At 70.7% G+C, this 19,896-nt stretch carries 6 protein-coding genes; 5 read left to right on the forward strand and 1 reads right to left on the reverse strand.

Annotation, left to right across the window (positions count from 1 at the left end):
- Positions 1 to 16: 16 nt before the first annotated feature.
- Positions 17 to 10,165 carry a LamG-like jellyroll fold domain-containing protein gene (locus tag Pme01_RS14285; protein WP_168117769.1) on the reverse strand — a complete coding sequence of 3,383 codons (10,149 nt, stop codon included), beginning with the start codon at positions 10,163 to 10,165 and terminating at the stop codon, positions 17 to 19.
- A 271-nt stretch (positions 10,166 to 10,436) separates the two neighbouring features.
- Here Pme01_RS14285 and Pme01_RS14290 point away from each other — a divergent pair, with 271 nt between their 5' ends.
- The 5 genes from Pme01_RS14290 (at position 10,437) to Pme01_RS14310 (ending at position 19,893) form a co-directional block, all read left to right on the forward strand.
- Complete coding sequence (locus tag Pme01_RS14290) at positions 10,437 to 10,982, forward strand: BMP family ABC transporter substrate-binding protein (RefSeq protein WP_168117768.1); 546 nt, start codon at positions 10,437 to 10,439, stop codon at positions 10,980 to 10,982.
- A 94-nt stretch (positions 10,983 to 11,076) separates the two neighbouring features.
- Positions 11,077 to 11,343, forward strand: a complete 267-nt coding sequence (locus Pme01_RS14295; protein ID WP_168117767.1) for a hypothetical protein — start codon at positions 11,077 to 11,079, stop codon at positions 11,341 to 11,343.
- 140 nt (positions 11,344 to 11,483) lie between these two features.
- Positions 11,484 to 12,326 (forward strand): isocitrate lyase/PEP mutase family protein, encoded by an 843-nt coding sequence (locus Pme01_RS14300; RefSeq protein WP_168117766.1) that lies wholly within the window; start codon positions 11,484 to 11,486, stop codon positions 12,324 to 12,326.
- Between the two features lie 722 nt (positions 12,327 to 13,048).
- A complete protein-coding gene (locus tag Pme01_RS14305) occupies positions 13,049 to 16,318 on the forward strand; it encodes a hypothetical protein (protein WP_168117765.1) in 3,270 nt (1,089 codons plus the stop codon).
- Positions 16,319 to 16,383: 65 nt separating this feature from the next.
- The gene (locus Pme01_RS14310; protein ID WP_168117764.1) at positions 16,384 to 19,893 is read left to right on the forward strand and encodes a LamG domain-containing protein; all 3,510 of its coding nucleotides are present in this window, start codon (positions 16,384 to 16,386) and stop codon (positions 19,891 to 19,893) included.
- Positions 19,894 to 19,896 lie beyond the last annotated feature (3 nt).

The raw sequence follows: 19,896 nt of genomic DNA on the forward strand, positions 1-19,896 counted from the left end.
GTCTGCTACCAGGCGCTCACTTTGTTCCTTCGCGGTAACCCCTGACGAAGCCGACTGTGCCTGCCGCGCCCCGGGCCACCGCGCCGACCACCGGATTGTCGATGAAGCGGCCGACCCAGTCGCTCGCCTTGTCCTGGTAGTCGTACGCCGTGAACAAGCCGTTCTCGACGCCCTTGAAACCAATCGGGTTCCGGCCGACGATCCTCGATGTGATGCTGCGCTTGCGGTGTTGACCGTCGTAAAATGCGGGCCGCACGTCCTTGGACGAGTACACGTGGCGTGGCTTGTAGACCAGCGGGGCCCGGTGCTTGCCGAAGTGCGCGATCCCGCGACCCTCGACGGCGCCCGCGGCCATGCTCATGGCCACCGCGCTGGGGTCGATCTGCCCCGAAGCGTACAGCTGGCTGCCCGCGTCGGCGACGCCGCCGGCCGCGCCGGCGAGCATGTGCCCGGCGGTGGAGGCGGCGGCGTCGCCCAGCCTGCCGGTGACCGTTTTGGCGACTGTGGCGGCGACGTACCCGCCGGCGTACCCGCTGACGACGCCCGTCAGGCCCTGCACGCCCCCTGTGCCCGCCGAGCCGAGCGCGTCGCCGACGTCGTGGATGTCGCCCTGCGCCGCGTCCTTGCCCAGGTTGATCAGGGCCCCGGCGCCGACCATGCAGGCCACCGCACCGACCCCGGCGGTCACCGCGGTGCAGGCGAGGCCGGCGGCGATGCCACCGACGATGGCAATGCCCTCGATGATCGCGTTCTTGTGGTCTTTGACGAACTTCGTGGTCGCCTGGTACGCATCCTTGATCTTGTTGGTGGCCGCTTGGACCGTCCGTTTCGTCTTGGCCAGGACCATCTTGCCGGCCTGCTTCGCCTTGACGAAGACCGCTTTCGCGGTCTTCTTGGCTTGGTTGATCTTCTTGGCCACGTACTTCTTGGCGCTGGTGTACGCCTTTTTCACCGCCCGTTGCGCGGCGTGGTAGGTCTTTTTCACGGCCCGTTTGGCGGTGGTGTACGCCTTCTTCGCGACCCGCTTGGCGGTGCTGTAGACCTTGCTGGCCACCCGCTTGGCAGCGTGGTACGTCTTCTTGACGGTCGTCGTCACCTTCTTGACGGCCGTCTTGACCACGCGCTTGGCGGTCGACGCGACCTTGCGCACCGTGTTGGAGGCCTTGGAGACCACCTTCCGAGCCGCCGAACTGACGCTCTTCACCGCCTTCTTGACGAAGCTCGGCATGCCCCAGTGCCCGGTCGGGTCGATCTCCGTCAGCGGGTTCTGGTTGGCGTAGACGAACCGGTTGGCGTCGACCGAGTCCGGGGTCGGGTCGAGGGTGGCGGAGTCGCGGCTGTCGAACTGCCCGGTGTCGGGGTTGTACCAGCGGGCCAGCATGTTCACCCGGCCGGTGGTCGGGTCAGTCCACTCCGACTGGTAGCCGAGCTGGCCGAGCATGCCGGTCCTTGCCAGTACGTTGCCGAGCGGGTCGTAGCTGGTGGACCCGGTCAGCGCGGTGCCGGTGGCGGTGAACTGGCCGATCAGGTCGGTGTGCAGGTCGGTCCAGGCGTATGCCTGGGTGCTGCCCGAGGCGACGCCGAGCAGGTCGTCCTCGGCGTCGCGGGTGTACGTGGCGGACCCGTCGGACGCCAGGGTGTTCTCCAGCCCGCTGTAGGCGAAGCCGGGGCGGATGAGGCGGCCGAGCCCGTCGTACGTGTACTGCTGCGTCTGCGTCGTCGACGCGTCCTGCGACACCACCTGCCCGAACGCGTCGGACTTCGTGGTCAGCGTGCCCGCGTTGCCGCTGGTGGAGGCGAGGGTGCCCCGGGCGGTGTACTTGTACCCGGTGGTGCCGTCGCCGGTGAGCTGATTGCGCTGGTCGTAACTGAAGTACCGGCCGCCGACCTGCACCCGGTTACCGGACCGGTCGTATCCGTACGTCACGGTGTTGGAGCCGTTGTTCCACGAGGTCAACCGGTCGGCCAGGTCGTAGGTGTAGGTGTTGGTGGTGGAGCCGGTGAAGCCGGTGACGGCCTTCGAGATCTCGTTGCCGTTGGCGTCGTAGCCGTAGGTGATCTTGGCTATCGAGGTACCGCCGGAGGACTTCAGTTCGTCGGAGACGAGCCGGTGCTGGGCGTCGTAGCCGAAGGAGCGGGTGTTGCCGCCGCTGCCCGCGTATCCGATCCTCGCCACCTGCGACAGGCTGTTGTACGCGTACGTGGCCTGGACTCCGGTGGTCGGGTTGGCCGCGCTCGCCACCCGGCCCGCGCTGTCGTAGCCGTAGGTCGTGGTGCCCGCCGCGTCGGTACGGGAGGCGATCTCGCCGTCCGGGTTGTAGGTGAACGACGAGTTCCCGGCGGCTCCGGAGGCGCTCAGCAGGTCGTCGCGGTCGTCGTAGCTGAACGTCGTGGCCCCTGCCGAACCGGACGCGGAGGTCATCCGCCGGGCAGCGTCATAGCCGAAGGTACGGTCGGTGGTGGCCGCCTCGGCGCCCGTGCCGGCCTGCCGCGTCAGGTTGCCTACCGAATCGAAGGTGTTGCTCACGCTGACCCCGCCGGGGGAGCGCAGCGTGACCGGCTGGGCCGCCGCGTCGTAGGAGACCGTGAACGTGCGGTCCGCCGCGTCCGGGAACGCCGTGGTGGCCGGCTCGATCTGCGACTCCGGCAGTCCCCAGCTGTTGTACGTGGTCAGGAACGCGTTTCCGCGCCCGTCGGTCATCCGGGTCCGGTGGCCGGACTGGTCGTAGCCGAAGGTGGTGGTGATGGAATCGGTGGCGCTGACCGGCTCGACCTGGGAGATGAGCAGCCCGGTCGCGTCGTAGCCGAACCTCGTGGTGGTGCCGCGCGGGTCGGTCGCGGCGGTCAGCTTGCCCTCGTTGTCGTACGCGTTGGTGTCGGTGCTCAGCAGCGTGTCGGCCGCGTCGTACACCTTCGTCGCCACCGGGCGCCCGACGGCGTCGTAGGTGGTGGTGGTGTAGGTCCCGTCCGGCGCGGTCTCCCGGATCTCCCGCCCCGCACCGTCGTAGGCGAACTTCGTGACGTTGCCCGCCCCGTCGGTCGAGGTCACGACCTCGCCGGCCGCGTTGTACGTGCGCGACTCGACCACGCCCGCGGGGGACTTGGTGGAGGTCAGCCACCCGCCGGCGCCGTACGTGCTGGTGGTGGTGTGGTTGCTGCTGGTCTGGCGTACCACCTCGGTGGAGGTGACCTCGCGGTCGAGGAAGTCGTACGTGGAGCGGGACACCGCTCCGGTCGGGTCGGTCTGCGACAGCTCGTGACCGAGCAGGTCGTAGGTGTACGTGGTGACCGCGGCGTTCGGGTCGGTCACCTTGGCCAGCCGGCCCATCTGGTCGTAGGTGTAGGTGGTGGTGTTGCCGAGCGGGTCGGTCTCGGAGACGAGCTGGCCGCGCTCGTCGTAGCTGTCGCGCTCCACCGCGTCGATCCGCGTGGACGAGCCGGGCGGGGTGTACGGCGGCCGCCGCGTGGCGACCACCCGGCCGGCCGCGTCGTACTCGTCCGTGGTCACGTTGCCGTTGGGATCCTTGACCTCCACCTGCTCGCCGAAGGTGTTGTAGCCGACGTAGGTCACCGGCCGGGTCAGCACGGCGCCGCCGCCGCTCTCCGTGGACACCGCCGGCTCCACGCTGACCACCTGCTGGCCGGCCTCGTCGTACTCGTAGTTCGTGGTGTTGCCACCGGGATCGATGACCGCGGTGGCCAGGCCGTCCTGGTCGAGGGCGTAGGTGGTGCGGACCACCCCGACGCCGGCCTCCGGGGCGGTACCGGACCGGACGCTGCCGATCTCGCTCGCGCTCAGGACCCGGGAGTAGACCTGGACGTCGCTGATCCGGCCGTTCCAGTAGCCGTCCTGGGCGCCACCGGTGAGGCCGGCGCCGATGAGCAGCGACCGACGCGCGGTCCAGCCCGCGGCGAAGGTGGCGCTGCCCTCGGCGGCGCCGTTGACGTAGAGGGTCATCGTGCCCGCCGCCGCGTCGTACACGCCGGCCAGATGGGTCCAGGTGTTCAACGCCGGCGTGCTCGTCGAGGTCGCCGTCGTCAGGCCTGTCTCGCCGGCGCTGTCGCTCGGCCGCATGGTGAACTGCCACCGGTTGGCGGTCTTGTCGTAGCGCACGTCGAACGAGCTCTGCTGCGCTCCGGTGGCGGCGAACGCCTTGCGCACCGCGCCGTTGTCGCCCAGGTTTACCCAGCCGGCGACGGTGAAGCTGCGCGCGGTGTCGACGGTCGGTCCGGCGCTGGTGATCGCGCCGCTGCCGGTGAGGACCGCCGAACCGCCCCGGTCGGCCGACCAGGAGACGCCGCTGCCGGTGGTGCCAGGGTTGTTCCCGGCGGAGTCGGCCGCGATGCTGCCGCTGGACTCCGCCAGCCGCCAGCGGTTGACCGGCGTGAACGAGCCGTTGTTCTCGGTGGTGGCCAGGACCCGGCCCAGCGGGTCGTACATGGTGTCGGTGTTGGACACCGTGCCGGCCGGGTCGGAGAGCGTCTCGTTGACCACGTGGTCGTCGGCCGAGTAGGTCACGCTGGTGGTCCGCTTGAGGCCCGCCGGGTCCAGCGTGCTGGACGTGGTGCGCCCGGCGGCGTCGTAGACCGCGGTGGTTGTCGTCGCGCCGTTGTTCGTCACCTGCGAGATCAGGTTCCCGGCCGCGTCGTAGCCGTTCTCCTCGAGCACGAAGCTCGCGCCGGTCGCCGGGTCGCTGCGGGTGACCTTCGCGGTCAGCCCGTTGTCGGTGTACCTGTAGGAGGTCACCCACCCCATCGCGTCGGTCTCGGAGGCGAGCCGCCCCGCCGGGTCGTAGGCCTGTGACTCCAGCACCACGTCCTTGGCCGGCGAGGGGGCGTTGGGGTCCCCGGTGTAGCCGACGAGGGTGGTGGTCAGCAGTTGGCCCTCGGCGTCGTACGCGCTGCGGGTCTCGCCGCCGTCGGCCTCCACCTCCCGTACCACGTTGCCGTACGCGTCGTACTCGAACCGGGTGACCTTGCCGGCCTCGTCCGTCGTGCTGACCTGCTGGCCGTACGTGTTGTAGGTCGAGGACTCCGTGCGCGAGGCGTCCCCGCCGGTGGTGTCGGCGATGGTCTGCGACGTGACCAGACCGTCGGCGTCGTAGACGACGGTGGTCAGCGGGGTGTGCACCGCGCCGGTCACGCGGTTGGTGACCGGCGGGTCGGTCTGCGACACCTGCCGGCTCTGGCCGTCGTAGCTTCTCGAGGTGACCAGCCCGGCCGGGTAGCTGTCGGTGACCTCCTTCTGCGTCGTCACCCGCCCCACGCCGTCATAGCCGTAGCTGGTGACCTTGCCGACCGGGTCGGTGACCGAGGCCACATCGCCGCTGCGGAGGTAGGTGACCCGCTGCACCGCGCCGCCCGCCGTGGTCAGCGTCATCGGCAGGCCCGCGGGCGCGTACCCGCCGTCGGCCGCCGCCACGCTGGTGCCGTCGGTGTAGTCGGTCCGGGTCACCCGACCCAGCGGGTCGGTCACCGCGGTCCGGTTGCCCTTGGCGTCGTACGTGTACCTGGTCAGGTACGTGTTGTCGGTGGCCGAGGCCGACCGGCCGTCGCGCACGGTCAGCAACTGGTCGTTGCGCGGGTCCGGGGTCAGGACCGCGGTCGTGGCGTCCGGGTAGTACGTGTAGTACACAGTGGAGCACTTGTTCGCCGACCGGTCCTGACAGGTGGTTGTGGACAGGTCGTTGCCGCGGACGTCGTGCTCGGTGGTGGTGACGTTGCCGTTCGGGTCGGTGACCGTCCGCAGGAATCCGCCGGTGTCGTACCCGTACTGCGTCTTGTTGCCCAGCGCGTCGGTCTCGGCCAACTCCTGTCCGGTCGCCACGTCGTAGACGTGCGTGATGGTCTTGCCGGTCGGGTCGGTCAGCTTCACCGTACGCACCGGCGTGCCGGCCGAGCGGTCGCGCGCCGCGAACTGTGCCGCCGCCTGCGCCGCGGACAGCTGTGCGTTGTAGTACGCGACCTCGGCGATCTGGCCCTTGAAGTAACCGCGGGTGTTGGTGGGCGGTGACGGCCAGCCGCCGGTGACGTTGCCCGCCCCCACGTACGCGTACGCGGCGGTCGTCTTGACCAGCGCGCCGGACAGGGTGCCCACCTGCGCCCCGTCCAGGTACATCGTCTGCGTGTTGGTGGCGGCGGCCAGCACGACCTGGTGCCAGTTGCCGTCGTTGACCTTCCCGGCCGTGGTGATCGAGTTACTGACACTGCCGGCCCAGAACTGGCCGCGCAGCTTGCCGTCGGCGCCCACGTACAGCGCCGGCGTCCAGCTCCCGGTCGCCGGGTTCGCGGCGGTGATCGCCTCCGTTTCGTAGCTGAACAGAACCCCGCCGGTGGCGGCGCCGGCCGGCACCTTGAACCACATGCTCACCGAGTGCGGACCGGTGGCCGGAATATCCGCCGTGGGCAGTTGCAGGAACGAGGAGGCGCCGTCGAAGTCAGCCACCGTCCGGTCGCCGAACGGGCCGCCCGCGGCGCCCAGCGTCACAGCGTTGTAGGTGGCGGTGTTGCCATTGACCTCGTTGATCGCGTACGTGGTGCCGGATTCGGCCAGCCGCCAGTAGTCCACCGGGCCGCCGCCCAGCACCGCGCCGACGTACGCCTGACTGGAGCCGGAGACCGACGGCTTGTTCAGCTTCCAGACCCCGCCGTCGGTGTCGGTCACCTGGGTGACCGTACCGTCGGCCGGGTCGTAGGCGACCTTCGCCGAGGGGTTCCCGGAGGGGCGGACCACTGAGGTCAGCGGCCGGGCGGCGGCTGTGCCGGTCCGGTGGATGGCCGCCACCTGCGGCGCGGTCAACGGCCGGTCGAAGAAGCCCACCTCGGCGATGGAGCCCTTGAAGAACGAGGCGTGCCCGGTGTGGTCGCTGCCGCCGCCGTTGTAGTACGGGTTGTCCGGCCACGAGCCGCCGATGAACCCGGCCCCGATGTACTCGTTGTTGGTGCCGTCCGGGGCCCAGATCTGCAGCTGGCCGGTGCGGCTGCCCACCAGGGCCCCGTCCAGGTACAGCGCCTGGGAGTTGCCCGCGCCGGAGAGCGTCAGGTGGTGCCAGCTCCCATCCGTCACCGAACCACTCGTGGCGATCGGTGTGGTGTTGCCGTCCCAGAACTTGCCGTACAGCTTGCCGCTGGTGCCCACGTAGAGGGCGGGCGTGTAGTTGCGCGGGGTGGTGGTGTTCGTGACCGGGTCGGCCTGGTAGCTGAAGAGCACGCCCTGGTCACCGGCGTTCGCCTTGAACCACATGCTGATCGACTGGTAGCTGACCGTCGAGATCAGCTTCGCCGGCAGGCGCACCGACGAGGAGGTGCCGTTGAAGCCGGCTGCCGTCCCCGCCGAGCCCGGCAGCGGGCCGGGCTGCCCCAGGCTCACGTTCGCGTACGCGCCGTTGTCGACGCCCTGCTGGTCCAGGACCGCGCTGGCCGCGGTGGCGCCGCCGCTCTCACCCAGTCGCCAGTAGGAGCGCGGGCCCGCGTTCATCACGGCACTGGCGTATCGGGAGTTGGTGCCGTACGTGTACGTGGTGCACGCGGTGGCCGAGGTCGGCGGACACACCTTGGCCAGGTGGTCGCCGTCGTAGGAGTACGACCAGGTCAACGTCGTGCCGGCGGTCCCCGGCGTGACCGGGTCGGTGGTCACCGTTGCCACGTGCGCCGCGGTCGCGCCGGACGGCGTCGACCAGGCCAGGCTCAGCGACCGGCCCGCGGCGGAGGTGGCCTTGGTCGGCCGCCCGGACGCGTCGTAGCTGAACGTCTGGGCACGCCCCTGCGCGTCCGCGACCGACGTGATGCCGAACCGGCCGGCCGTCGACGTCGCGGCCGTGAACTTGTAGGTGGTGCCGTCCTTGTCGGCCAGCGTGTAGCCGCCGCCGGAGACCGGCGTGAACGTCGCGAACCGACCGGCGGGCGGTGCGAACGTGCCGTCGCCGTTGCGGCCGAACGCCAGCTCCTGCCCGCCCGGGTACGTCACGACGACGCTGTGCAGCGCCCCGGCCGCGTCCTTCTGCTCCGTCGCGGCTGCGTCGAAGACGGTCGACCAGGCGGCGCCGAATGCCCCGCTCACCCGTGGGTCCTGGCTGTTGTACGAGCGCTGCACGGCCAGCTTCGGGCCCACCGTAGGCACCACGGCGTCGGTCGCGGAGGTGGTGTAGTTCGCGACGCTCGGTTCGAAGCCCTTGCCGCCGTTCTGGGCCAGGGCCGAGGTGATCAGCGGCTGCGGCACCGGCGTGGCGAGGGTGTTGACGGTCTGGGAGGTGCTCAGGTGGCCGCCGTCATAGGCCCAGACGGTCCACGTGTAGGCCTGGCCCCATTTCAGGTTCCCCGCCGGGACCGTCCAGTTGCGGGCCGTCTGCCAGCCCGAGTCCACCACGATCGCCGTGGCGTCCTTGTTCATGACGCGGAAGTAGTACTGCATCGGCTCCGGCCAGGCGTCGGGGTCACGGGAGGTGGCCATGAGCTCCGGGGTCAGCGACGTGGCCGAGTAGGCGTCGGTCGGGTACTGCTCGTCCACCTGCGGGAGGACGTTCGGCGTGTACTCCACCTGCAGGTACGGCTCGTACGGGCCGATCTGGTCGTAAGCGGTGAACTTCTTCCACTGGGTGGAGTCGGTCTGCGACGCGGTGACGGCCAGGCCGTAGTTGCTGTCGCCCAGCGCCCAGTTCTGGAAAGTCGTGGTGGTCAGCGGCACCCGCACCCACTTGCCGACGGTGCGGTCGCCGGCCGTGTTGGTGCACGCCACCCCGGGGTCCGGGGTCAGCGAGCCGATCGAGGCCCCGAACGTCGGACCGGGGTACGTGATGTCCCAGATCGTCCACGGTTGAGTCACCGGGTTGACGTTGAACGGCTTCGGGGTGCAGGTGTAGGCCCAGGACAGGTACAGGTTCAGCGACGTCGAGGCGATCTTCGCGCCCTGGAACACGGAGTCGAACCCGGAGAACTTCAGGAAGCTGTACGCCTTCTCGCCGCCCGCGTTCCAGGTACCCGTCTGCAGGTCGTTCTCGTATGACTTGTCCATGATGGACGTGCTGATCACGTACGTGTCGCCGGTGGTGAGCATCTTCGCGATCAGCGTCGTCGGGTCCACCGTCACCGGGTACTTCCGGGCCGGGTCCCGCAGCCAGGCCTGGTCGGCGCTCACCCGCAGCGCGGGCGCCCCGTCGACGCTGGTCAACTCGTACTTCACGGCCTCGGAACGGGCGAACCCGCCTGAGCGCGGGTTGAACGCGGAGTCCTCCATGTAGCCGGCCGGTATCCGGCCCTGCACCGCACCCGCCCCATCCACCAGGGTCACCGATCCGTTGCTCTCCAGGCGCGGGGTGAGCCCCTCCAACCGCAGCGGGAACACCCAGGAGGACTCGGCCGGGGGCGAGTGCAGGACCAGTGACTCCTTGACCCCCGTGGGCACGCTTGACAGGCGCAGGTCGACGCCCGGCCGCACGCCCGGGTAGGTGACCGCGGCGCCCTGCGCGCGGGCGGTGACCGGCGCCGCGCCGGCCAGCGAGTACGCCATCGACCGGCCGTCACCCAGGCTCAGCTGCGCCAGTTTCGGGTCGTCGGCCCGGCCGGCGAACTCCGCGCCCGGCGAGTTCGCCTTCTGCCGCAGCCTCCCGTCCGCCCCCGCGACAAGGGTGCGGTCAATCGGCTGCCAGGTCCCGTCGGCCGCCCGGAAGTTGACCGGGTTCTGGAAGATCTTGCGGCTGTACGAGCCGTCCGGGTTCTCGTACACGTCCGAGTTGGCCGAGGCGGCCGCGGCGATCCGGCGGCTCTGCCCAGGCCGGAAACTGTCGCCGTTGGTGATCTGCCGGGTCCGGTCCTGCTTCGCCTCCGGCCCCGAAGGGGTGGCCGGCGGGACCGTCCTGTTCGGCCGGCCCGGCGCCGAGCGGGTGGCCGGTGCCAGTGCCCCGGTCGGCAGGTCCGGTGCCCGGCCCGCGCCCCCGCCGGCGGTGGTCTGTGCCGTCGGCGCATAGTGCTGCTTGCCCGCGGCCGTGCCCGAGGGCTGCACCGGCGAGTCCGGCAGCGGTCTCGCCGACGCGATCGACGGCGGCAACCACGACCACAGCCAGGACAACGGGAAGGGCCGGCCGGCCGGAACGGCGCCCGGCGGCACCGCCACACTCAGTACGAACACCACGGCCGTGGCCAGGGCGACCCGGCGGACCGCCCGAGTCATACCGGTTGATCTTCTCGTCCTGGTACGACCCATGGCCGGCCTCCCCGGTCGGAATTGACTGTTTGAGCAAGAGGGTTTCATATATCGACGGTGGTAAGCATGAGCCGAAAGGATGGTGCGTCGGCGAGCCGAAAGTCCGATGTGGATAATGCGCAATCCGTTGCCGCAGCACGCAAATTCGACGTAGCCGGTCGGCCGGGTACCGCCGGCGTGGCGGTCGCGCTATCGTCGCTGAACGCGGCCGGGCGCGCCGCGAGGTCCGGAGTGGGGCGTGATGGCGAAGCGGGACGGGATCGCGGCGCGGTGGGCCCAGCTACGGAGCGCCATACGCCGGCACCGCTGGCCGGTGGCCGGTGGGGTCTGCGTGGTGGCGCTGTTGGGCGTGTGGGCGCTGTGGCCCACCGAACCGCCGCCCCGCGCCCGGCAGTACCTGGAGTTCACGGCGTGCCTTCTGGCCGGGGCGCGGGGAATCGCCGAGCCCGCCGCCGGTCCGGTCTGGGGTGGGATGCAGGAAGCGTCCCGGGCCACCCGGGCGAAGGTGCAGTACCTGGCCGTGGTGGGACCGCAGACCGCGGACAACGCCGCGCCCTTCCTCGCAAGCCTCGCGCAGGGCCGTTGCGACCTCGTCTTCGTCGCGGGGGAGGGGCCCATCGCGGCCGTACCGACGATCGCCGGGCGGTTCCCGGGCGCACGCTTCTACGCCGTCGGCGGCGCGGCAGCCCGGAATGTGTCCACGTTGGATGGATCCGATTCGGCCCGGCTGCGGGCCGAGGTGGCGCGGATCGTCGCGGACGCGGCGAGGGCCGCGGACCGGTAACTATCCCGAGACCACCCGCTCGCATGGCGCGGCCCTTAACGGTTACGTCCGATTACCGCCAGCCGAGCTTCGCTCGGGGCCGAATACTGATCCGGTGCGAATGCGGGTGTCGGAACAGGGCGATGCGGAAATCGGCTGGATGGCCTGCGAGACGATCGAGACGCCGATCGGGCCGCACAGCATCGTTGTGGCAGACGGCGTGCTGCGAGCCGCCGGATTCACCGCCGATACCGCCCGGTTGTCGGGCACTCTGGGGGTGCCCGGTGGTGCCCATGTCGGAGGTGCCGGGCTCGCTCCCGTCGTCGAGGCCGCACCCGCCGCGACCATGCCGACGCTGAGCGGCCCGCTTCGGAGCAGCTGACCCTCTCTCTGTAGCCGTCCGCGGCGGCGCCGACCGGTGCGGCAGCGCCGTCCGGCACCACGGACGAGCCGATGAAGCGGCAGCACGCAGACGAACCAACGACGTGGGCACCACTACTACGCCACCTGAGGAGTGACGGTATGACCAGTGCAGCGCTGAACGCGAAGGCACGTCGGTTCCGTGAGTTGAGCAATGCCCCGATTCTGGTATTGCCGAACGCTTGGGACGCCGCGAGTGCGGCCGTGATCGTACGAGCGGGTGCTGCCGCGATCGCGACAACCAGCGGCGGCGTGGCCTGGTCGCTGGGGCGCTCGGACGGCGAGGGGTTGACCCGTGCGCAGATGGTCGAAGCGGTGCGCCGCATCTCGGCGGCGGTTGACGTACCGGTGACCGCGGACGTGGAGGGCGGTTACGGTCCCGAGCCCGAGGACGTCGCGCAGACCGTCCGGGCGACGATCGAAGCCGGCGCCGTGGGCATCAACCTCGAGGACTCGCGGGCCACCGACGGGGCGCTGCTGTCGCCTCAGCAGCAGGCGGCGCGGATCCGGGCAGGGCGGGAGGCCGCGGACGCGGCGGGCGTGCCCGACTTCGTCATCAACGCGCGGACCGACGTGTATCTCCTGCAGATCGGCGAGGCGGCGGGCCGCATGGACGACGTGGTGGCCCGTGCGGAGAGCTACGCCAAGGCGGGGGCGGACTGCCTGTTCGTGCCCGGCCTGCTCGACCTCGATGTCCTTGCGGCGTTGACCGCCGCCGTTCCATTGCCGGTCAACGCGATGGCCGGTCCGGGCGGACCGAGCGTCGCCGAGTTCACCGCCGTTGGGGTGCGGCGCATCAGCGTCGGTACGGCGATCGCCCAGGCGGCGTACGGGCTGGCCGACCGCGCCGCCCGCGAACTGCTGGACACGGGGGCGTACGGCTCGATGGAGCAGGCTTTGACGTACCCGGAGGTCAATGCACTGTTCGCCCGGTCGAGCGGCTGACGGCCGGCACGACCGGGCCGCCGACGACGTGGTCAAGCGCTGCCGCGACCGGATGGTGTTCCGCCGTGGGGCTCGCCGGTGACGGCTGTTCCGCCTGTGCCGCGTGTTCCGAATGATCTCCGGCTGGCGAAGTCGCTACCTGTGGCGGCATGCCCCTGTGAGTCCGTCCCACAATGGTGTTGTCCGTGGTGGGCACGGGCGGTTCCCCTTGTCGCCCATGAACGGCAGGGGGCCCGGTCGTTCGGTGCAGGTTGGCCGCGAACGCTTCCGAGGTGTCCGGTCGGGAGAAGTCCCACACCATGAGGAAGCCGTTCTGGTTAGTGAGGGTGAGCCGGCCGTAGAGCATGATGGGCAGCTGTCTGCCGCAGCGAGTCGGGCGCCCATCCGGCGATGATCTCATCGTCCACAATGGAAGACCAGCGCTCCGCCGGTTGGATCAGCGCCACAACGACGATCAGCCATCAACGACGATCAGGGCCGGTTCGGGCGCTGCGATGCGGCATGGCATTCAGGATGCGGTCCCCGGTCATGGACACACTGGACAGTCGCGCTGTGCGGTCGGCCGAACGGTTATTAATTATCAGCCGACCGGGGGGCCATCCATAGATTTATCTGCATAGCTTACGGGCGGTGATCAACGGGTGGGTCGCCGACGCGTTGACTCCTTCCACCCGTGCGCCATACCGTTCCCCCGCCAATGATCTTGCCTGGGGAGGGGATCGATGCGGGCGCAATGCTGGTCGGCGAAGTGGATCAGAGCACGATTCGAGGGCCGGCGTCGTGCCCGAGTCGCCGGGGCGCTGACCGCCACGATGGCGATGTCGGCGGCCGTGTGGGGCGGCCCGTCGGTCGCGGACCCGGGTGAGGGGCGCGCCGCCGCGGCCGCTCCGGCGGCGGACGCCAAGCGGACCGACCTCTCCCCGGCGGAGAAGCAGGCCGCCATCCTGGCGAAGCGGTCCGGGCAGCGCGTCCCCGTCGACGAGCTCACCACCGAGCAGACGCTGGTCTGGGCCCTGCCCGGCGGCGGATTCCAGGCTCGGGTGTCGCCCGCCGTCGAGCGGTTCAAGCGCGACGGAGCCTGGGTCGACGTCGACCACACGCTCGTCGTGCGCTCCGACGGGCGGATCGCACCCAAGGCACACCCCCGCGACCTCGTCCTCGCCGGTAGCAAGCCGAACGGTACGCACGAAATCGCGTCGATCACGACGCCTGGCGGCCGCGCGGCGTTCGAGTGGGCGGGCCCGTTGCCGGCGCCGGTACTGGACGGGCCTCGGGCGACGTACCCGGAGGTGTGGCCCGGGGTCGACCTGGTCCTGCAGTCGACGTCCGAGGGCGTGGAGCAGTTCTTCGTCGTCAAGCACCGGGCCGCCGTCGCGCACATCGGGAGGTTGACGGTGCCGGTGCGCGCCGACGGCGCCGTCGAGCGGCGGGTCGAGCCGGACGGCGGTGTCTCGCTGCGCAGCGCCGCCGGTGCGGTGCTGGCTCGGGTGCCGGTGCCGGTCATGTGGGACTCGACCGTCGACCCGGCGGTGCCGGGCATGCCGGTGCGGACCAAGCGTGTGCCGGTGACGGTCGAGCAGGACGCGGCCCGGATCGCCCCGGGCGTCGGCGGCCTGCTGTCGCTCACGCCCGACACGGCGTGGATGCTCGACCCGAAGACGCAGTTCCCGGTCATCGTCGACCCGGTGCTCAACGGTGCGGCCTCGACGTTCTCCACCACGGTCGCCCAGGGCACCACCACCGACATGTCGACGCAGGGCGACCTGTGGTTCGGCCGGAGCCGAGGCAGCGACCTGCGGGTCGCGCGCGCGTTCGTCGACTGGCCGGCGAGCACGTTCGTGGGCAAGCAGATCGTGTCGGCGTCGGTGCACTTCTTCAACTTCTACTCGGTCAGCTGTACCCCCGCACCGTGGGAGATCTGGCGCACCGGCCCGGCGTCGACGAGTACCCGGTGGGACAGCCAACCGGTCTGGTACGACGCCGATCCGCAGACGCCAGGTGACCAGCCGGCCGGGACCTCCACCGAGACCCGCGGCTTCGACTCGACGTGCGACGACAACTGGATCCAAGGCCCGGCGACCAGGTTCTTCCAGCTCGCCGCGGACGCCGGTGACAACACCGCGCACATGGGTCTGCGGGCCTCGGACGAGACGACCGATCCGTCGATGGGTTGGAAGCAGGTCCGTTCCCTGAACTGGACGTCGAACACCGCCCACCGGCCGTACGTCGACGTCACTTACAACGCCTACCCGACGGTGACGGCGCGCTCCACCACTCCGGCGACGACCTGCGTCACCGGCAACAGCCGACCAGGCCTGCAGACCCTGACCCCGACGCTGTCGGCGACGGTGTCCGACGGCGAGGGCTCGGCCATGACGGTCACCTTCGAGTGGCGCACCGTCGGTGCCGACGCGCCGCTGGGCACCGCGGTCAAGACGTCGGTCGCCTCCGGCGCGTCCACGTCCCACACGTTCGCCCCGGGCGACCTGGCAGAGGGCGGCAGATACTCGTGGCGGGTGCTGGCCGACGACGGCACGGCGACCACCGCGACGGCGCCGTGCGAGTTCTCCGTCTACCTCACCGCACCGCCCGTGCCCGGCTGCGAGAAGGGCGTGGCCGGCGACATCAACGGCGACGGCGTCCGCGACGTCGCCATCGCCGACCCGCGGGCCAGGGTCAACGACAACTACGACGCCGGTGCGCTGTACGTCGTCGACGGCGCCGGCGGGGCGGTCACGACGGTCCACCAGGACCTGCCGGAGATCCCTGGGGACGCGGAGTCGGACGACCGGTTCGGCCAGTCCATGGCCGTCTACGACGCCAACCGCGACGGCTGCGCCGACGTGGCGGTGGGGGCGCCGAACCGGGACGTCGACGGCGTGATGGACGCCGGTGAGGTGTTCGTCCTGTTCGGATCGCCGGCCGGGTTGGGCAAGGGCCCGGCTGCGATCCTGTACGCCCAGGGCCGCAACGGCGTGCCCGGCAGCCCCGACTCGTTCGACTGGTTCGGCTACGCGTTGGCGGCCGGCGAGACGACCCGCGGTGAACCGTTCCTCATCGTCGGCGCGCCCGGTGAGGAGATCAACGGTCAGAACGAGGCCGGGGTGGTGCACTACTTCCGCGGCACGCAGAAGCTCATGTTCGACCAGAGCCAGGTCGGCGCCGGCCCGGTCGAGGCCGATGACCGCTTCGGGTCGGCGATGGCTGCCACCGGCTCGCACTTCGCGGTGAGCCAGCCGGGCGAGAGTTCCGCCCCGGGTACCTCCTACGCCGGGTCGGTGTGCGCGTTCGTCCATCCCGTCGGCACCGCCCTGCCGGTCGCGGCCGGCTGCATCGACCAGGACTCGCCCGGCGTGCCGGATGTCGCCGAGGCCGGCGACCTGTTCGGCGCTTCGGTCGCGATGGCGCCGTACTGGCCGGCCGGCGATTCGATCCTCGTGGTCGGCGTGCCGGGTGACGACCCCAACGGCATCGCGGACGCCGGCTCGGTGCACCAGTTCCGGGTCACCAACACCGCCGTCACCCACCTGGCCATGGTGACGCAGGGCACCCCCGGCATCTCCGGCGGCGACGAGGCGGGCGACCTGTTCGGACAGAAGGTGGCGGTGGTCAACACGAACCCGACCGCGGCGCCGACGGCGAAGACCCTGCTCGTCGCGGTCGGCTCGCCCGGCGAGGACCTGGGTGACGTGCTGGACGCCGGCCAGGTACGGGTGTTCGCCGCCGGCACCACGACGGCGCTGGTCGACACCTCCGTGTACGGCGACGACGACGGCCTTCCCCGCGACCCGGGGCGGCTCGAGCTGATCGGGTCGGCGTTGAGCGCTACACCCGGCGAGCTCTTCGTCGCCTCGCCCTACGGCCAGCGGGCGGTGTACGCCATCCCGTGGTCGTCACTGGCCGCGGGTAGCGCCACGCCGACCCGGACCTGGACGCCCGGCGAGGGTGGCTTCCCGGCCGACGCGATGGCCTTCGGCCTGCAGGTCGGGTGAGTGCGGTGACCACGCAGTCGACAGCGGTACGGACGGGCACGACACGGCGGGGGATGGGGCCACGGATGCGGCGGCAATTGATGACCCGGCTCGGCCTGGTGGCCGTGCTGGCGATGGGCGTCGGACTCTCGGCGCGGTCGGACGTCCCGGCCCGGCCGGACCAGCGGGTCGGCCAGCAGGAGACCATGAAGCAGACCGAGGCCGAGGCCCGGGCCACGGCGAAGGCGGTCGGCCGGCCGATCGAGATCGGTGCCTTCCGCGGTGAACGGCAGGACATCTGGGCCAACCCGGACGGCTCGTACACCGAGTACATCCACCAGCAGCCGGCCCGTACGGTCAAGAACAACAAGTGGGTCACGCCGGACGCCACGCTGGTGCGCAACCCCGACGGCAGCGTCACGCCGAACGCGGCGACCTTCGGCCTGCGGCTGTCCGGCGGCGGCTCCGGGCCGCTGGTCACCGCCACGCGCGGCGGCCGGGTGATGAGCCTCACCTGGCCGGGTCTGCTGCCTGCACCGGTACTCGACGGCGCCACGGCCACCTACCCGGAGGTGCTGCCCGGTGTCGACCTGGTCGTCAACGCCGGGGTCGAGACGTTCTCCCACGTCCTGGTCGTCAAGACGCGGGAGGCGACGCAGCGGCCCGAGCTGCGCGAACTGGCCCTGGGACTCAAGACGAGTGGGCTGACGCTGCGCGACGCCGGCAACGGCCGGACGGCCGCGGTCGACACGGCCACCGGCGGGCGCGTGTTCGAGGCGCCGCAGCCGATGATGTGGGACGCCGGTGACGAGGCCGCGGAGCGGCGGCTGGCGGCCGAGCAGGGCAAGTCACCGGCCCAGCCGAGCCGGGTCGCCCCGGAGACGGCCCGCAAGGCGAAGCTGAAGGTCCACGCCGGTGACGGTGCGCTGCGCCTGACCACTGACGCGGCGCTGCTCGCCGACTCATCGACGCGCCTGCCGCTGTTCATCGACCCGGTGTGGACCACCTCCACCCGGAGTTTCTGGACGATGGTGGACTCCGGCTACCCGGCCGAGGAGTACCCGAACTTCGCTGGCAAGACCGACGAGCGGGCCGGCTACTGCCCGCCGGATTCGACCTGCAACCAATCGAAGATCAAGCGCCTGTTGTACTCGCTGCCGACCAACCTCGCCGGCAAGGACATCATCAGCGCACAGTTCCAGGTCTCGCTGGTCCGCGGCTGGAACACGACCGCGCGCGACATCCAGCTGTACGGCATGGGCGGTGGTATCAACGGCGCCACCAACTGGGGCAACATGCCGGCCTGGTCGCGACTCATCCAGACGAAGAGCCTCGGCGCCGAGCAGGCCTGTACCTCGTCGGCGCGCAACTCTGTCTTCGACGCCACCTCGGAGGCCCGCCTGGCCGCCGCGAGTGGATGGACCACCACCACGTTCGGCATCAAAGCGGCGAATGAGAGCAACAACCAGTACTGGAAGCGGTTCTGCAACAACGCGATCCTGGTGGTCAACTGGAACCGCACGCCGGGGCAGCCGCTCCGGCAGGACCTGACCCTGTCGCCCGGCGGCAGCTGTGTCACCGGTGCGAGTGCGCCCTATGTGGACACTCCGCCCCGCCTGTCCGCCGTGCTCCACGACCCCGACCACCTCGCCGAGGCCGGTGACGTCGAGGACCTGATCGCCGAGTTCCGGGTCCAGTGGACCCCGCCCGGCGGGTCGCTGCAGACGGTGACGTGGCAGTCGTCGTGGAAGGTCAGCGGTTCCCGGTTCGACTACACGGTCCCGTCCACCATCCCGCAAAACGTCACCATCTCGTGGGACGTGCGCGCGTACGACGGCACGGCTTGGGGGGCGTGGAGCTCGGACGGCGGACGTGGCCGGTGCGAGTTCGTCTACGACAACACCACACCGACGCCACCATTGGTCAGCTCGCCCGAGTTCCTCGACGACGAGCTGGTCGACTGCGCCGCCTACACCGACGCGACCTGGCGTGACGGCGTCGGCGTCTACACCACGTTCACCTTCGACTCGGCCGCCACCGACGTGGTCGAGTACCGCTACGGCTTCAACACCAATCCGTCGCCGTCCAACGTCGTGCGGCCGGCGACGGCGGGCGGGCCCGCCCAGGTGACATGGCTAGCCGAGCGGGACGGGCCGAACTTCGTCACGGTGCAGGCCGTCGACCGGGCCGGCAAGGCCAGCGCGATCGCCAACTGCGCGTTCCGGGTCGGCGCGGGTAAGGCGCCGGTGGCGCTGTGGAACCTCAGCGACGGTGCGGGCTCGAAGACCGCCGCCGACGAGCGCGGCGTAGCGCCCGCCACCGTCCACGGTGACGTGAGGTTCGGCGTGCCCGGGCCCGGCGGTCCGTCGGACAAGGCGGCCCGGTTCGACGGCACCGGCGACACCTACCTGCAGACCGGTACGGCCGGCCTGATCGACACGGCGAAGAGCTTCGCCGTCGCCGCCTGGGTCCGCCTGGCAAGCGCCGACCGCAACCAGACCCTGGTGACCCAGGACGGCACCGGCGAGCCGGGCTTCACGCTCGGCTTCGACGCCACGGAAGCCAAGTGGCTCTTCAGCCTGCCCAAAAACGACGTCGACACGCTGGGCAAATGGAGAGTCACCAGCGACGTCGACGCCCAGGTGGGCGTCTGGACCCACCTGACCGCGGTGTACGACGCCAAGGCCCAGAAGATCACGCTGTACGTGAACGGGACGGCCACGACGTCGGCGCCGCGGCGAGGGGCCTGGACATCCCACGGAGCGATCCAGATCGGCCAGAGCCTGGACAAGGCCTGGTACTACGACTACCTCGACGGCGACGTCGCCGAAGTCACGATGTTCAACCGGCTGGTCGTCGCCGCCGAGGCCGCCAAGCTGGCCGAGCTCAAGCCGACCCGGCGGGGGTACTGGCAGCTGAACACCCAGACCGGCGGAGTGAGTCCGGAGGTCGGCGGCGGCCAGGGTCTGGCCCTCGGCGGCGGTGCGACCGTCGCGGTGTCCGACCTGTTCGCCGATCCTCCGGTATTGCCCATGGTCGGCGACGGCGAACTACGCCTCGACGGAGTTGACGACCACGCCGCCACCGCCGCGCCGCTCATCGACACCGATCGCAGCTTCACGGTGACGGTACGGGCCCGGGTAGCCTCACCCGACGCCGGTGGCCCGGCCATGACGATGCTGTCCCAGAAGGGCACCAACCAGGCGAGCGGCTTCATCGTCCGGCGCAACGCCGCGAACCGGTGGGAGCTGGCTATGCCAGCCTCCGACACCGTCGGCGCAGTGGAGACGCGGGCGGTCGACGACCAGGCCCCGCCGACCGGTGAGCAGTCAGGCCAGCTGCTGGCGCTGACCTACAACGCGCTCACCGGCGAGCTGCGGCTCTACGTCGACGGTCAGCTCGCCCAGTCCGCCCGCGCCACCCGCGTCACGCCCTGGGACGCAAACGGTGGCCTGCAGGTCGGCCGGGCATTCATCGACGGGCAGTGGCGGGAACCGTTCGCCGGCGCCATCGACGAAGTGCGCGTCTACTCCGGCGTGCTCGACCCCACCACCATCCAGCAACTCAACCAGATCGTCGAGCTGCCCGACCTGTAACGG

It is taken from the genome of Planosporangium mesophilum, assembly GCF_016863255.1.
GTDB lineage: Bacteria > Actinomycetota > Actinomycetes > Mycobacteriales > Micromonosporaceae > Planosporangium > Planosporangium mesophilum.

What these genes read in the sequence shown, in the direction of transcription:
- Pme01_RS14285 (WP_168117769.1), bottom strand. Translation starts at nt 10,165, where the DNA reads ATGACTCGGGCGGTCCGCCGGGTCGCCCTGGCCACGGCCGTGGTGTTC.
- Pme01_RS14300 (WP_168117766.1), top strand. Translation starts at nt 11,484, where the DNA reads ATGACCAGTGCAGCGCTGAACGCGAAGGCACGTCGGTTCCGTGAGTTG.
- Pme01_RS14305 (WP_168117765.1), top strand. Translation starts at nt 13,049, where the DNA reads ATGCGGGCGCAATGCTGGTCGGCGAAGTGGATCAGAGCACGATTCGAG.
- Pme01_RS14310 (WP_168117764.1), top strand. Translation starts at nt 16,384, where the DNA reads ATGCGGCGGCAATTGATGACCCGGCTCGGCCTGGTGGCCGTGCTGGCG.